This window comes from Streptomyces phaeochromogenes, assembly GCF_001418655.1.
In the GTDB taxonomy this organism is placed as follows: domain Bacteria; phylum Actinomycetota; class Actinomycetes; order Streptomycetales; family Streptomycetaceae; genus Streptomyces; species Streptomyces phaeochromogenes.
The window spans coordinates 13,753-28,997 of the sequence record NZ_LIQZ01000049.1; the positions used below are offsets into that span (position 1 = coordinate 13,753).

Here is a 15,245-nt window from a genome sequence, read left to right on the forward strand (position 1 = left end):
CCGACGACCCGGTCAGCCGACCGGGTCGTCGCACTGCGTACCCGGCGGGCAGAACCAGAGCAGGGCCGTGTCCACGAGCTCCCGTTCGTCCTCGGTCCCGTCTGCCTCGGAGCCGTACGCGACGAGTGCGTACCGTTCGCCGTCCGTTGCCTCGAAGCGATGGTCGATGACGTGCCGGGTGCCGCCGCCGCCCAGCTCGCCCGCGATCTCGTCGGCGCGGTACTCGTGCTCGGCCGCCTGCCCCACGGCGCTCGGGACCTCCTCCATGGCGATCGGTTCGTAGCCGTCGAGCTTCTCGGCCTCGATCTGCGCGGTCTGCAGCGAGGAGTACGGGGAGGTCTCCATCACCTGGAACACCTGAAGCCGTCGGGTGCCGTCCGGACTGCGGTAGTCGACGATGTCGATGCCGTACTGCGACGACCGGCTCTTGCGCTCCCAGCCCTTCGGCAGCGCCACCCGATACCCCGCGACGTCCTGGAAGGACTCGTAGTCCTCGGGGAGGGCCGTCGACGACTCGAAGGTGGTGTCCTGCGAGGGCGAACCCTCCGAAGGGACGCCGTCGCCGGTCCCGCCCGAGGTCGTCTCCGAGGACTCCTGCCCGGTGGCGGCGGGTTCCTTGTACGGTTCCGGCTCGTCCTTCCAGGCCAGTGCCCAGATGCCGAAGGCGAGCCCGGCGACCGCGAGTACGATCCCCGTCTGCTGCCGGACGGTCTTCTGCCGCGGCACGTCCAGGTACTGGTCGGTGTGGAAGAGGCGTTCGCGCCGGGAACCGCCCCACTCCTGCCGCTCGGTGTCGAACACCCTCATCGCCGCGGCCCTCCGTGTCGCCGTCCCGTGCCCGTCATCGGCTGCCTGCCGCCGTCCGTCGTCATCGCGTCGGTCATCCGAGGAGTTGGGCGATGCCCTGGACGACGGCTGTCGCCGAGGCGACGGCTCCGACGGCAGCGGCCTGCGATCCCAGCCAGCCGCGTACGCCCGTCAGCAGGCGGGTGAGGCGTTCCGGCCCGGCGGCTCCGGTGCGCGTGATCTCCGCCTCGGCGTCGGCCAGTTCACCGTCGAGGGTGGTGTCCTCGGCGCTTCGCTCCCGCGCGGGCAGGGCGTCGCGGAGGGCTCGAATCGCCTGGAGCAGTTCCGCGTGCCGGGGGTCCGGCTCCGCCGCCGTCTGGTTGACGGAGTACGCGCTGCCGTGGCTGCCGGTGGCGATCGAGCCGCCGCTCATGGAGCCGATGTGCACGCTGCCGGCACCGCCGTCCTGCGTCGGCCGGCCGGGGGTGGGGTGTCCTGTGTCGCTCATGTGCTGGGGTCCTTGGGGTCCGGTGCCTAGCTGGGGTCGGTGCTCGGTGTGCCGTGCGCCGGTGCGGGGGCGGCGTTGTGGGAGGTGGCGCTGCCGTGGGGGCCGGTGGCGACGGAGCCGCCGGACATCGCCTGGACGAAGACGCTGCCACCGCTGACCTGGTAGACGTGCTGCTCGAACTGCTCGGTCTGGTAGCCGTGGGTGTGGAGCGCCTGGCGCACGCCGTTCACGATGCGCTCCTCGACGGTCTTGATGTACCGGGTGACGTCCATCTCCTGATAGGGCGAAAGCCCGGAGGTCGACGTCAGCTGACGCAGCGAGACCCGGGGCACGTCGGGGGCCGGTTCACGGGTGGACCAGCCGGTGCTGAGCTCCCTGGAGACGGTCTTGAGGGCGCTGATGCCCGCGCTGACACCGGTCGCGGGACCGTGGCCGAGGGCACGCACCGCGCCGCGCGCCCAGCCCTCGGGCAGCTGGTCCACCAGAGCGTCCACGTTCCTGAAGTCCTTGCGGACCGGGCCGAGTACGTACGGCGAGACCTCCAGTACGAGCATGCCGCCCTGGGTGTGGACGCGGACCAGGACCGTCACCACGACCTGTTCGTGCCAGGCGCCGATGCGGACACGCAGGAACACGCGCCGCCCCTCGCCGCCCTCGTCGACGGCTTCCTTCAAGTGGGCGGCGACCTGGACGGGGTCGTAAACCGTCAGACCGTCCCGGCCGGCTCCGCCCGCCGCCGTGGCGCTCGCGTCCGGGCTGCCGCCGACGTGCAGTTCCTCGTCACGGCCGACACCGCCCGGCAGATAGACGAACCGGTCGATCTCCAGTTCGCGGAGCCGGTCCTTCCCGGTGCGTGCGGCCGAGTCGCGCAGTCGCAGCAACTGGGGCTCGATCATGGCGAGTGCGCGCTCGGCGGTGAGCGGTCCCTTGTCCTGCTGCGGGATCAGGGCCCCGTTCGTGGTGGCGTCGGCCGGGGCGGCGGACCCGGTCGGCGGCCCGGAGCGCTTGCGCAGTTCCATCGCGAAGGACCAGGCCCGACGCCGTGTGCCCATTCCGACGAAGGGGCTGTCCGATTCGTAGAGCGTCAGGGCGGCCTTCTGCTCGCGCTCGATGTTGGCGAGCAGATCCTCGTACAACGGCCCTGCCGGCAGGGCCGGTTGAGTCGTCTTCTGGAAGGTCCAGCGCGACAGCCAGCGGCACAGGGACCGGCGCTGAGTGGCCTGGTGCCACCATGCGATCAACGCGATGAGCAGCGGGAACAGCAGCGGATACGGCGTCTGTACGGTGCCTTGGAGCACCCCGGCCACGTACCAGTACCAGTAGAAGAGGGCGAACATCGCCGCACACCACGTCACCGTGCGGCCGAAGCCCTGGGCCGCCTTGGCCACCGGGTCGGGGAGACCCGCCTGACGCCCCTCGGAGCTCTGCGTCCTCACGGCATGGGCGAACCAGAGGCCGAGGGTGACGAACGCGTAGAACTGGAACCACGGCAGGGGCATTCCGGCCGTGAGCTTCTCGTCGCCGGTGTAGAACGCCGTGAACACGTCGCCGAAGCCGACCTCGGCCCCGTCGCCCCAGCTGTCGGCGAGGCGGTCCCAGAACATCACGACGTCGGACAGGAAGAAGCCGAGCCAGGCGACGAGCATCAGCCCTGCCGTGCGCGCCTCTTGCCGGGTGACACGCACGGCATGCGCCAGCACGGGCAGGACGTCGACCCCCAGCGGAGGGGCCACGGGCCGCTCCTGGTGGTCGACGAGTTCATCGATGACCCGGCGTCGGAAGCCGGCGTCCTGATAGACGCCGGCGCACAACAGCCGGGTCGCCTCCGTGCGGCTGTACGGATGTTCCGGGAGGCTCACTCCGGCCACGTCGCTCCTATGTCCCCTGGTGTCAGGGGAAGGAAGCTAGTGGACGATCGGCCCCGTCCGTCCGGTCCTCGGGCACCGGCACTTCGTTAGGGTGAAAGGCGCCGTTTCCGCTGGACAGGGCCGCGAGGTTCGAAATCTCGGCCCACCATTCGAAGCCTCAGCCCACCAGCGGATAGTGACAGGCGGCCTGACGGCCCGAAGCGGTCCGGGTGAGCGGCGGACGTTCCACCGCGCAGCGCTCCCGGGCGTACGGGCAGCGGGTGTGGAACGTGCAACCGGTCGGCTTGGCCACCGGGTTGGGCACATCACCGCTGAGGACGATGCGTTCCCGGCGCGATCCGGCCGCCGCCGCGTCGGTGCCGTCGTCGATCTCCGGGACCGCGGACATCAGGGCCTCGGTGTAGGGATGGGCCGGGGCCGCGTACAGCTCCTCGGTTTCGGCGAGTTCGACGATCTCGCCGAGATACATGACGGCGATCCGGTCCGACACGTGCCGGACCACTCCGAGGTCGTGGGCGATGAAGACGTACGTCAGCCCGAACTCGTCCTGGAGATCGGCGAAGAGGTTCAGCACCTGGGCCTGGATCGACACGTCGAGGGCGGATACCGGTTCGTCGGCGACGATCAGTTTCGGGTCGGTGGCGAGCGCGCGTGCGATGCCGATGCGCTGGCGCTGGCCGCCGGAGAACTCGTGCGGGTACCGGTCCAGGTGTGCCGTGGCGAGCCCCACGACGTCGAACAGCTCGGCGACCCGCTTCCGGACGGCGCCGGCGTCCCCGTAACGGTGGATGAGCAGCGGTTCGGCGACGATGTCACCGGCACGGCGCCGGGGGTTGAGCGAGGCCTGCGGGTCCTGGAAGACCAGCTGCATGCCGGGGCGTACGGGACGCAGGCGGCGTGCGGACAGCGTGCTGATGTCCTGGCCGTCGAACTCGACCCGGCCGCTCGTGAGGTCGGTGAGCCTGACCAGGCAGCGGCCGAGGGTGGACTTGCCGCAGCCCGATTCGCCGACGATGCCGAGTGTCTCCCCGGTACGTACCTCCAGCGAGACTCCGTCCACGGCTCGCAGCACCTTGCGGTGCCGGGCGAGCGAGTCGGCGCGCAGGGTGTAGTGCTTGGTGACGTCCGTGGCGCGCAGCAGTACGTCGCCGCCGGGCCGGGTGTCGTCGTCCGCTGCCGCTGTGTCGAGGGCTGTCACGGCGCCATCTCCCTGTCCGTCTCGTCCGTCCTCTGTGCTCCTGCGCCGGCCTCTGGGCCTGCCCGGGCCGCGAGACGCTGCGCCGCGCGGTCGTCCGGTGGCAGCCAACAGGCGTCGCGGTGTGCGGTGTTGGCGTTGCCCGCGGCGAGTTCGGGGCGCTCCTCGCAACGATCGTGACGTGCCGGACAGCGCGGCGCGAACGCGCAGCCCTCGGGGAGGCTGTCCGGCGATACCGGCATGCCCGCGATGGTGGGCAGCCGTCGCAGCCGGGTTCCGCCGACGCGCGGGACCGAGTCGAGCAGTCCCCAGGTGTACGGATGGCGGGGGCCGTGGAACACCGCCTGGCTAGGGCCTTCCTCGGCCGCGCGTCCGCCGTACATGACGAGGACCCGGTCGGCGATCTCGGAGACCACACCCATGTCGTGCGTGATGAGCACCACGGCGGAGCCGCGTGCGTTCAACTCCCGCATCAGGTCCAGGATCTGCGCCTGGATGGTCACGTCCAGGGCCGTGGTCGGTTCGTCGGCGATCAGCAGTGAGGGGCCGCAGGCGAGGGCCATCGCGATGACCGCGCGCTGCCGCATACCGCCGGAGAACTCGTGCGGGTAGGCGTTCACCCGCGAGGCCGCGTCGGGGATGCCGACGTCGGACAGCAGCTCCACCGCGCGGGCCCGTGCGGCCTTGCGGGACACCTGCTCGTGGGCCCGTATCTGCTCGGCGATCTGCCAGCCCACGGTGTAGACGGGGGTCAGCGCGGTCATCGGGTCCTGGAAGACCATGGCGATCTCCCGGCCCCGCACCGCGCGCATCTCCTTGTCGGGGAGAGCGAGCAGGTCGCGGCCACGGAAGAGGACTTGACCCGAGACGGTGACGTTCGGGTTGGTCAGCAGGCGCAGGACGGCCAGCATCGACACGCTCTTGCCGGAGCCCGACTCGCCCACCACGCCCAGGATTTCGCCGGGAGCCACCGAGAGGGAGAGACCGTCGACCGCCGTGACAGAGCCTCGGCGGGTACGGAAGGTCACCCTCAAGTCGCGTACGTCCAGCAGGGGTTGGTCGGGCAGTTCCTTGACTGGCTGATCAGGCATGGCGGGCCCTCGGGTCGAGTCGCGCGTACAGGATGTCCACCAGGGCGTTGGCGAGGACGACGAAGAAGGCCGCGTACAGGACCGTGCCCATGATCACGGGCAGATCCAGGTTCTGCAGGGCGTCGAACGTGAGCTTGCCGACGCCCGGCAGTCCGAAGACCACCTCGGTGAGCAGGGCGGCGCCGCCCACGAGCGCGCCGAAGTCCAGGCCGAACAGGGAGACGATCGGGATGAGGGAGCAGCGCAGGGCGTGCCGGACCAGGATGCGCCGCTCGGACAGACCCTTGGCACGGGCGGTGCGTACGTAGTCCTCGCCCAGCGCGGTGACGACCTCGCCGCGCAGCAGCCGGGCGTAGATCCCGGCGTACAGCAGCGCCAGGGTCAGCCAGGGGAAGAGCATGTGCAGCGCCCACTGGCCGGGGTCATGGCCCAGTTCGACGTAACCGGGTGGCGGCACCCAGGAGAACACCGTGTCGTGCAGCCGGTTCTGGGTGACCAGGTTGACGACTTCGCCGAGCCAGTAGGCCGGCAGGGACACGCCGACCACGCCGACCAGCATGATCAGTGGGTCGGCGAGCGTGCCGCGCAGGGCCGCCGCGGCGGTGCCCATCACGATGCCCACGGTCATCCAGATGACGGCCGCCCCCACCACGAGCGACAGGGTCACGGGCATCGCCTGGACGATCTGCGGGACGACGCGGGAACCGCGGTTGACGAACGACTCCAAGTCCCGGTCGATCAGCAGGTGTTGCATCATCAGCAGGTAGCGGACGGGCATCGGCCGGTCCAGCCCGAAGGAGTGCCGCACCTGGGCGAGCGTGGCCGGATCGGCGTTGCGGCCCGCGATCCGCGCGGCCGGGTCCACGCCGGGGGTCGCGAAGAAGATCAGGAACACCAGCACGCTGATCGCGAACATGACGAACAGGGCGGACAGGAAGCGCCGGAGGGCGAAGTACAGCATGGGTCACACCCCTCCGCGCAGCCGGGCGCTCGGATCGAGCGCGTCACGCACGCCGTCGCCCAGGACGTTGAGCGCCACCGTGGTCAGCGCGATGAGCAGTCCCGGAGCGATCGTCACGGCGGGCCGCGTGTAGAGGAGCCCCAGGCCGTCCTCGATGATCGTGCCCCAGCTGGCGTCGGGCGGCTGGACCCCGACGGACAGGAACGACAGCGCCGACTCGGTGAGCATGGCGAGCGCGGTCATCAGAGGCAGGAAGACGATCGCCGTGGGCACGACGTTCGGCAGCACCTCCCGGCGCATGACACGCAGGGCGGGAGCGCCCGAGCCGATGGCCGCCTGGATGAACTCCTTGTTGCGCAGCACCAGTACCTGGCCGCGCAGGGGCCGGGCGACGTACGGGACGTAGATCGCCGCGATGATCACGACGGGCAGCCACAGGCTCCCCGCATCCACCGTGAGCGGACCGAGCCGCAGTCCGTCGGTGAGCAGCACCACCGACAGACAGATGGCCAGCAGATACACCGGGAACGCCCAGATGACGTCGAGGATCCGGGAGATGACGGCGTCCACGGCACCGCCCGCGTAGCCGGCGAGGACGCCGACGGCCGTACCGATCACGACGGTCAGCAGGGCGGCGGTGACCCCGATGAACAGGCTGGTACGGCCGCCGTAAAGCAGCCGTGCCATGACGTCGCGGCCCTGGTTGTCGGAGCCGAGGAAGTAGTGGGCGGTGTCCCAGGTGGGCCCAATGGGCGTGACGCCGAGACCGAGGCCGGTACTGCTCGGGGTGAGTACCGGCACGGTCTTTCCGTCGACGACCGTGGTGCCGGAGACATGGGACTGGAACGGGTCGGTGTGGGCGATGTGGTCCGCGTACAGCGGGGCGCACAGGCACACCACGACGACGATCAGCAGGACGACGGCCGCGGCCGTCGCCGGCCTGTTGCAGGACAGGTCGGCGACGGCGGTCCGCCAGGGGCCCGGCGAGCGCCGGGCCTCGGTGGTGGGCAACGGGGCCACGGCGCGGCTCACTTGACCCACAACTGCCCGACGAGCATGTAGAACTGCTTGCTGAACCGGTAGTTGCCGACGCGCTTCGACGTGAAGTCGATGATCTTCGGGTTGATCACCGGGACGACCGGGGACTCCTTCATGATGTCCTGGTCGATCGTGCCCCACTGTTGGTCGGCGCTCTTCTGATCGGTCTGCCCGGTCTTCAGCGCGGTCCGCATCCGCGCGTCGATGCCCTTGTCGCAGAAGCCGGAGATGTTGATGCTGGAGTCGCTGCCCGGGTGGAACGAGGCGCAGGACAGCAGCACGTTGAGGAAGTCGGAGGCCGCCGGATAGTCCTGGTACCAGGACGTCAGGGCGAGCTGCACCTTGTTCTTGGTGTTCTGGATGTACGTGAACTGGATGTTGCCCGACAGCGGTTTGAGGGTGGCCTTGTAGCCGAGCTGGGTGAGCAGGCTCTGCAGGTACTGGCCGATCGACTTGTTGACCTCGTCGTCCTGAACGACGATGCCGACCTCCTGCCCCGCCGTACCGGACTTCTTGACCAGTTCCTTGGCCTTGGCCAGGTCCGGGGCCGACCAGGTCTTCCCGCCGCCCTTGGTGTAGTCGCAGGAGTCGACGTGCCCGGGGAAGCCCGGCGGCAGGATGGTGCACGCGGGAGAGGCGAGGTTCTTGCCGCCGTACAGCCGGACCACGGCCTCGCGGTCCACGGCCCAGTTGATGGCCTGGCGCGCCAACTTGTTGTCGAACGGCGCCGAGTTGACGTTGAGCGTCAGATACCAGAACGCGGTCAGCGGGTTGACGTGCGCCTGCGAGGCGTACTTGGTGCCTATCTCGTTCAGGCGGTCGGCGGGCGGCGGGTCGTACATCCAGTCCGCCTGGCCGTTCTGGACGGCGGTGACCTCGGACTCGACGGTCTGCCCGAAGGTGTAGTCGATCTTGTCGGGATAGCCCTGGGGCTGGCCTTCCCGCGACCACTCCTTGAAGTGCGGGTTGCGGACCAGCTTGAGCGCCCGGTTCGGATCGTACGAGGCCGCCATGTACGGACCGGTGGTCGGCAGTGGCTTTGTGCCCGCGTCCTTGGCCGGCGAACCCTTCGGCACCACGCTGGCATGCGGGACGGCCAGCTTGTACGGGAACTCCGGGTCCGCGGCGGTGAGGTTGACGGTGACGGTGCCTGCCGACGCGTCGCCGACGACGCCCTTGTCGAGCGTGCAGTCCGCGGGCTTCTTGATACAGGCGTCCGCGCCGACGATCCCGTTGTAGAAGGTGCCCGCGGTGGGGCTGGAGACCTTGAAGATGCGCTGGAAGGACGCCACCACGTCGTCGGTGGTCAGGGCCTTCCCGTTGGAGAACTTGATGCCCTTGCGCAGGGTGAAGGTGTACGTCTTGCCGCTGTTGGTCACCTTGGGCATGGCCGTGGCCAGGTCCGGTACGACGGTGAACGACTGCTGGCCGCCGGTCTTCTTGAACGCCAGCAGACCGTCGTACATCGACTGGTACAGCTGCCAGTACTGAAGGGTGTAGTTCACCTGCGGGTCCAGGCTGCCGGCCGCCGCGTGGGCGACCATCCGCAGAGTGCCTCCCTTGTGCTCCGGCCGGAAGGCGGAGGACCCGGAGCCGGAGGAGGACGAGGTCGGGCCGGAGGCGCTGCCGTCGTCGGAGGACGAGCAGGCGGCGGCGCTGAGGGCGAGGGCGGCGGTGGCGGCGACGAGGGCGCTGCGTCTGGTGCTGAGTCTGGTGCTGCGGGACATCCGAACTCCCGTGGGTGGATCGAACGGTGGAGACAGCGGGGCGGGGCGGCGAGTCGAGTCGGCCTTTGGATCTGGCCGAGTCAGTCGGTCGAGTCGAGGAACGCGCCGACGACCTGGAGGTAGAGCTCCTCCTCCTCGACGTGCGGCATATGGCTGGAGTGCTCGAAGAAGTGCCAGCGCACATCGGGGATGTGGTCGGCGAAGGGACGGACCGTCTCGGGAGTCGCCTCGTCGTACCGCCCGGACACCAGCAGGGTCGGCACGTCGACGAGATGCAGCCGGTCGATGACCGACCAGTCCTTGAGGGTTCCGACGACGTGGAACTCGTTCGGCCCGTTCATCGTGTGGTACACGGTCGGGTCGGCCTCGATGTTGTCCCAGGTGGCCTGGACCTCGGGCGGGGTCGGGACCAGGCGGCAGACATGGCGCTCGTAGAAGACCTGCTCCGCCGCGTGGTAGTCGGGGTGGTCGGTGGTCCCGGCGTCCTCGTGGGCGAGCAGGGTCCGCTGCACCTCGGGCGGGAGGGCGGCGCGCAGGTCGGCCGCGCCCGACAGCCACAGCTCCATGGACGCGGGGGAGTTGGCGATGACCAGGCCCCGCAGTCCCGGCGGGCGTCGTACGGCGTGTTCGGCGGCGAGCATGCCGCCCCAGGACTGGCCGAGGACGTGGTAGGCGTCGGAGATGCCCAACGTCTTGAGGAGGTTGTCGAGTTCGTCGAGGAAGAGCTGGACGGTCCAGAAGTCGGCGCCCCGGTCGGGCAGATGGGTGGACCGTCCGACGCCGAGCTGGTCGTAGTGCACCACGGGCCGGCCCTGTCGGCCGATGCCCGCGATGCGCAGCGTGTAGTCGTGACCGGCGCCGGGTCCGCCGTGCAGGACCACCAGAGGGGTCTTGCCCGGTTCGCCCGTGATCCGGTACCAGGTGGACCAGCCGTTGAAGTCGACGGTTCCGGTGTGGTTCGGTTCGGGGATCGCCACTGGGAGCCTCCCGGACCGGCCGAGAATCGGTCGGTCCCTGTCTGGAACGAGATGGGTGTGACGGGTGGCTGCGATACTGATTGGGCAAATGGTCAGGACACAAGACCTTTTAGCGGGGGCAGGGCAAGACGTAACTGCGTGTTTACGTGTCCAGCGCGCGTTTACATGCCCGGCATCCGCGACCGACCTGAGGAGGACCAGCTGACATCCGCACCGCAGCCGCCCGAGCCGGGGGACGAGTTCGCCAGGGTGCTCGACCGTGTCCTCCTCGGCGGTGCCCCTTCACCGTCCCTGCGCCCGGTCCGTGTGACGTCCGCGGTCGACGAGGTCTCCGACCGGCTGCTCACGGCGATCGCCGTCGGGGACTTCCTGCCGGGGGAGCGGCTGCCGGCCGAACGCGAGCTCACCCAGCTCCTGCGGGTGAGCCGTCCCACCGTGCGCGAGGCCGTCGGCCGCCTCCAGGCCGTGGGTGTCATCGAGATCCGCCGTGGCCGCAACGGCGGCGCGTTCGTGCGCGAAAGCTGGAGCGAGTCCTCGGCGGCCGCGGTCCGCCGGACGCTGCTGCCCCGCTGGGAGGAGTTCGAGCAACTCTTCGATCTACGAGGGCTGGTGGAGGGCATGGTGGCCGCCACGGCCGCCCGGCGCCGACGGCCCGAGGACCTCGAACCGATACGCGAGGCCCTCGGCGCGTACCTCTCCGCGACGACACCCCGCGAGGAACAGATCGCCGACAGCGCGTTCCACGAGAGCATCTGCCGGGCCACGCACAACCCGCAGATCGCCACGCTCAGCCGGGACCTGCTGACCCGGATCAGCCTCGGCTTCCCGGCGGAACCCTGGGGCAAGGGGGAACGGTCCCACTTCCACCGGGCCAGCAGGGACCACAAGGCGCTCTACGAGGCGATCGCGGCCGGTGAGCCCGCCAAGGCCGAGGAGATCGCCCGCGACCACTTCACCATCAGCGCCGACATGATCCGCGAGGTACTGGCCCGGGTGCGTGCCGGCGAACCGGCCTGACGCGCTGCGAGCCCACCGTCAGAAGGGCGGGATCTCCTCCGGAACGAGCCCGAGCTGCCGCAGGAGGCTGTAGAGGTCGGTCTCGCCCCAGAACTCGACGATCCGCCCCTCGCTCAGGCGGTAGGACTTGATGCCCGACATGGTCAGGTCACGCCCGGTGCGGTCGTGCGTGTACGTCAGGGTGAAAGCGGTGACCACCCGGTCCTCGGCGGCGAACAGATCGTCCACTCGTACGCGGCAGTTGGACAGACCCGGGCTCAATATCGCCCCTTCCGGATAGCGCCGCCCCCGCACATGCTGCCCGGCGCCATGGACCGCCACGTCCTCGGCGACGAGTTCCGCGAGTTCGTCGAGGTCCCGTGTCTCGAACACGCGCAGGTAGCGGAGGACGACCTCGGCGTTGAGCTTGCTCAGGGCGGTCGGCTCGGCGGGCATGGGAGGAACGTATCCAGCGGGGCCGACCGCCACCAGAGGTGTGCCGGCCGGTTGTCAGAGCACGGCGGCCACCTCGAAGCCCGCCTCGGTGATCGCGGCGCACACCTTCGAACCGTCGAGCGCCTCGCCCGTCACGGTCACCGAACCGGTGTCGAGGTCGACACCCACCCGGTCGACGCCCAGCACCCCGCAGACTTTGCTCTCCAGGGCGTCGGCACAGCGGCCGCAGGTCATTCCGATGACGTGGTACCGCTGTTCAGTCATGATCCCTCGTCTCTTCCCGACGTGCGCGCGCACGCTGTGGGAGCCGCTCCGGGATCAGATACGCGTCCGCCGACAGCGGTGTTCACCCCCGCCGGCGACTCACAGGGAAGCAGGTCGGGCGGTCCCACCCGCACCGCCGAGTACGTCCAACGCGGTGACCGCCACGTGCAGTTGGGTGCGATGTGCGCCGGACTCCAGGTCGTTGCCCAGGAGCCGCTCGATGGTCCGCAGCCGTTGGTAGAAGGCCTGCCGGGAGAGCCCGACGTGCTTGGCGGCGATCGACTTGTTGCCGGCGGCGACGAGATATTCGCGCAGGGTCGACAGGAGGTCGCTGCCGTGTCGTGCGTCGTGCTGGACGAGGCGTCCCAACTGCTGTTCCACGTACCGCTGGACGCGCACGTCATCGCGAAGTGAGTACAGAAGTTCCGGCAGTCCGATGTCCGAGACGACATGGAAGGGGCGGTCGAGCGTCCCGGGGCCGATCGCGTCGGCGATCTGCTCGGCCTCGCGGAACGACCGGGTGACCTGGCTGAGCTCGGTGACTCCGGGGCCGACCGCCACGACGAGCCCTTCCCCGAAGGTGCCGCGCAGATCCCGTCCGACGCGTTCCACCACCGGCTGCCAGGCCGAGGCGCGGGCCAGCGCGAGCAGCAGTCCGGTCCGGTGTTCGGACAGGTCTCCCACCAGGGCCTTGACGCCCGAGATGGGCAGTTCCGCGGCGAGGTGCCCGGTGACCGTGGTGTCCCCGGTCACCGTGGTGTCGCCGTCGGCCGTGCCCCCGTGGTCGATGACGACCGGGACGAGGCGGTGGCCGGTCGTGGGCAGCCCGAGCGCCTCGGCCCTCAGACGTGCCTCGGTACGGCTCCGGTAGCGCCAGTGGAGCAGATCGAGCAGGACGGAACTGTGCGCGCGCCGGTCCCACTCGGGTCTGCCGGTCAGCCGCGCCAGGGTGAGGGCGGTGGCGGCCTGTTCGAGGATCATCGTCTGCTCGGGGCCGATCGGCGGGCCGGACGCGTGGGGCAGCATGATCAGCCGCCCCCACGGTCTGCCCCGGTCCTCCACCGGCGCCACGAGCCAGCCCTCGGGCCCGCTCGCCGCCGCCCGGTCCGGCGTCGGGGCGGTGCGCGAGCGTCGTGGCCAGGCCTCCAGGACCTGTCCGTCCCGCGGACCGGCCGTCCGGCAGATCACCGCGTGGTGGATCAGGTTCTCCAGGACCACCGGACACCCCGTGAGGTCCGCGGCGGCCTGCACGAACTCCTCCGGGTCCGCTCCACGCAGGGTGAGCGAGGTGAACAGCTCGCGCACCTGCTGGGCGCGGCGCAGCAGCTCGCCCTGCGCGTCCAGGATCAGCGCGTGGACGGTCTGGGTGACCTCGATGAACCGCACCCCGCGCGCCAGCACGATCAGCGGCAGGTCCCTCTCCCGGCAGGCGGTGACCAGCTCCTGCGGCGCGTGCTGGTAGCGGCGCCCCAGCTCGACGACCAGCCCGGCCACACCCACATCCGCCAACGAGTCGACGTAGCCGCGCAGTTGGGTGGGATCGGCCGGGTGCGGCATGCCCGTGGTGAGGACGAGTTCGCCGCCCTCCAGGAAGGAGGCCGGGTCGAGCAGCTCGGTGACATGGACCCAGCGGACCGTGCGTGACAGCTGGTCCTCGCCTGCCGCCACCCGGGGCAGACCGGCGGCGATGACGGGCAGCCGCAGCACGTCCGCGACCGTGAGGAACGGCATGGGGGCAGCTCCAGTCCGACGACGTGCCGACCGACCCGGCACGATGTCCGGACCACTCTGAAGGGTGAGACAGACCGGCGCAAGGCCCGATTGCCCAGCTCAGCGCCGCCCTGCGCCCCGTAGGGGCGCGGGGAACGGCGCGAGCAACCACGGAGAACCCGCACCCGCGAACGCACCACACGCCCCGAGGAGAGAAGGCGACCATGACCAGTGGAGTGGTACGCGTCAGGGCCGCCGCGCGATCAGATCCGCGACCGTGGCGATCGGAGACGTACGGGCCCGCCCACCCGCCTCGTGCCGGTCCGCCCACCGGTAGGCCACGTACAGCCCGCGCACGCCCAGCCAGCGCAGCGGTTCCGGCTCCCAGGTGCCGGGCCGGTGCCCGGTCCACGGCAGCCGGGTCAGCCGGGACTCGCGCCGGAGCACCAGATCGGTGAGGGTGCGGGCGGCGAGGTTCGTGGAGGTCACACCGTGTCCGACATAACCGCCGGCCCAGCCGAGCCCCGTGGCGCGGTCGAGTCCCACGGTGGCGGACCAGTCGCGGGGCACGGCGAGGACACCGCACCAGGCGTGATCGACCCGGGCGCCGGCGGTCTGCGGCAGCATCCCGTAGAGCGTGTCGGTGAGCTGGCCGATGGTCCGGGCGTCCACCTGCCCCGCGTCGTCCGTGCGGGAGCCGAAGCGGTACGGGACACCTCGGCCGCCGATCGCTATCCGGTCGTCCGGGGTGCGCTGCGCGTACATGTGCCCGTGCGCGGTGTCGCCCAGCGTCTCGCGGCCCGCCCAGCCGATCTCCTCCCACACCTCCTTCGGCAGCGGCTCGGTGGCGATCATCGAGCTGTTCATCGGCAGCCAGGCGCGGCGCAGCCCCTTGAACGATGCCGTGAACCCCTCCGTCGCACGCAGGACGACGGGCGCGGTGACCGTGCCGTGCGCGGTGACCGCCCGGCCGGGCTCGATGGCCGTGACCGGGGACTTCTCGTAGAGGGTCACACCGAGCCGTTCGACCGTCTCGGCGAGCCCGTTGACCAGGGCGGCGGGCTGCAGCCGGGCGCAGTGCGGGGTCCAGGCCGCGGCCGTCATGCCGTCGATGCGGATGCGGTCCGCTGCCTCCTCCGGTGTGAGCATCACGGCATCCGGTACACCCCACTCGTGGTCGGCCTCGGTCTTGTGACGCAGCCGGGTCGCCTGTGCGGGGGTGCGGGCCACCCGCAGGGTGCCGCCCTTGACGATGCCGGCGTCGATCCCCTCGCGCTCGGCCACGGCGACGATCTCGTCGACGGACTCGTTCATCACGCGCTGGTAGTCGAGCACGGCATCCCGCCCGTACTGCTTCGCCAGTCGGTCGCGGGCGCCGGGCACGAGCCCCGACGCCCAGCCGCCGTTGCGGCCGGAGGCGCCGAACCCGGCGAACTCGGCCTCCAGGATGGTGATCCGCAGCGACGGGTCGGCCAGTTTGAGGTAGTACGCGGTCCACAGTCCGGTCAGTCCGGCGCCGACGATGCACACATCGGCGTCGCGGTCACCGGGCAACGCGGCGCGTGGGGTGGGCAGTTCGGCGAACCAGTGGGAGATCCGGCCGTTGACCGGGCCGGGCTGACCGAGCGTGGTGGCGCTCACGGGATGTCCTTTCACGGCGACTGGCCG

14 protein-coding genes are annotated in these 15,245 nt (G+C 70.4%); 1 reads left to right on the forward strand and 13 read right to left on the reverse strand.

What is annotated here, in order from left to right; translation table 11 throughout:
• Positions 1–12 precede the first annotated feature (12 nt).
• From AOK17_RS07280 to AOK17_RS07320, 9 genes are all read right to left on the reverse strand, one after another.
• On the reverse strand, positions 13–807 hold the full coding sequence (locus AOK17_RS07280; RefSeq protein ID WP_055611499.1) for a hypothetical protein: 795 nt from the start codon (positions 805–807) through the stop codon (positions 13–15).
• A gap of 73 nt (positions 808–880) precedes the next feature.
• Complete coding sequence (locus AOK17_RS07285) at positions 881–1,294, reverse strand: hypothetical protein (protein ID WP_055611500.1); 414 nt, start codon at positions 1,292–1,294, stop codon at positions 881–883.
• Positions 1,295–1,320: 26 nt separating this feature from the next.
• A complete protein-coding gene (locus AOK17_RS07290; RefSeq protein WP_055611501.1) occupies positions 1,321–3,162 on the reverse strand; it encodes a hypothetical protein in 1,842 nt (613 codons plus the stop codon).
• Between the two features lie 157 nt (positions 3,163–3,319).
• Positions 3,320–4,360 (reverse strand): ABC transporter ATP-binding protein, encoded by a 1,041-nt coding sequence (locus AOK17_RS07295; RefSeq protein WP_079052843.1) that lies wholly within the window; start codon positions 4,358–4,360, stop codon positions 3,320–3,322.
• Positions 4,357–5,448 (reverse strand): ABC transporter ATP-binding protein, encoded by a 1,092-nt coding sequence (locus AOK17_RS07300; protein ID WP_107102321.1) that lies wholly within the window; start codon positions 5,446–5,448, stop codon positions 4,357–4,359. Before AOK17_RS07300 ends, AOK17_RS07295 begins: the two co-directional genes overlap by 4 nt.
• A complete protein-coding gene (locus AOK17_RS07305) occupies positions 5,441–6,409 on the reverse strand; it encodes an ABC transporter permease (RefSeq protein ID WP_055611502.1) in 969 nt (322 codons plus the stop codon). The genes AOK17_RS07300 and AOK17_RS07305 overlap by 8 nt, the downstream gene beginning before the upstream one ends.
• A 3-nt stretch (positions 6,410–6,412) precedes the next feature.
• Positions 6,413–7,429 (reverse strand): ABC transporter permease, encoded by a 1,017-nt coding sequence (locus AOK17_RS07310; RefSeq protein ID WP_107102322.1) that lies wholly within the window; start codon positions 7,427–7,429, stop codon positions 6,413–6,415.
• 8 nt (positions 7,430–7,437) lie between these two features.
• Positions 7,438–9,174, reverse strand: a complete 1,737-nt coding sequence (locus AOK17_RS07315) for an ABC transporter substrate-binding protein (protein ID WP_055611504.1) — start codon at positions 9,172–9,174, stop codon at positions 7,438–7,440.
• 80 nt (positions 9,175–9,254) lie between these two features.
• Positions 9,255–10,151, reverse strand: coding sequence for a proline iminopeptidase-family hydrolase (locus tag AOK17_RS07320; RefSeq protein WP_055611505.1), 897 nt, complete (start codon positions 10,149–10,151; stop codon positions 9,255–9,257).
• 165 nt (positions 10,152–10,316) lie between these two features.
• Between AOK17_RS07320 and AOK17_RS07325 the strand changes: the two genes are divergently transcribed.
• A complete protein-coding gene (locus tag AOK17_RS07325) occupies positions 10,317–11,168 on the forward strand; it encodes a FadR/GntR family transcriptional regulator (RefSeq protein ID WP_079052844.1) in 852 nt (283 codons plus the stop codon).
• Positions 11,169–11,186: 18 nt separating this feature from the next.
• Here the strand turns inward: AOK17_RS07325 and AOK17_RS07330 are convergent, their stop codons facing one another.
• The 4 genes from AOK17_RS07330 to AOK17_RS07345 form a co-directional block, all read right to left on the reverse strand.
• A complete protein-coding gene (locus AOK17_RS07330; protein WP_055611506.1) occupies positions 11,187–11,603 on the reverse strand; it encodes an ester cyclase in 417 nt (138 codons plus the stop codon).
• Between the two features lie 54 nt (positions 11,604–11,657).
• Entirely contained in the window at positions 11,658–11,867 is a 210-nt protein-coding gene (locus AOK17_RS07335; RefSeq protein WP_055611507.1) for a heavy-metal-associated domain-containing protein, read from the reverse strand.
• Between the two features lie 99 nt (positions 11,868–11,966).
• Positions 11,967–13,598: a PucR family transcriptional regulator gene (locus tag AOK17_RS07340; protein WP_055611508.1), complete on the reverse strand. Its 1,632-nt coding sequence runs from the start codon at positions 13,596–13,598 to the stop codon at positions 11,967–11,969.
• 225 nt (positions 13,599–13,823) lie between these two features.
• A complete protein-coding gene (locus AOK17_RS07345) occupies positions 13,824–15,218 on the reverse strand; it encodes an NAD(P)/FAD-dependent oxidoreductase (RefSeq protein ID WP_055611509.1) in 1,395 nt (464 codons plus the stop codon).
• Positions 15,219–15,245: the final 27 nt, after the last annotated feature.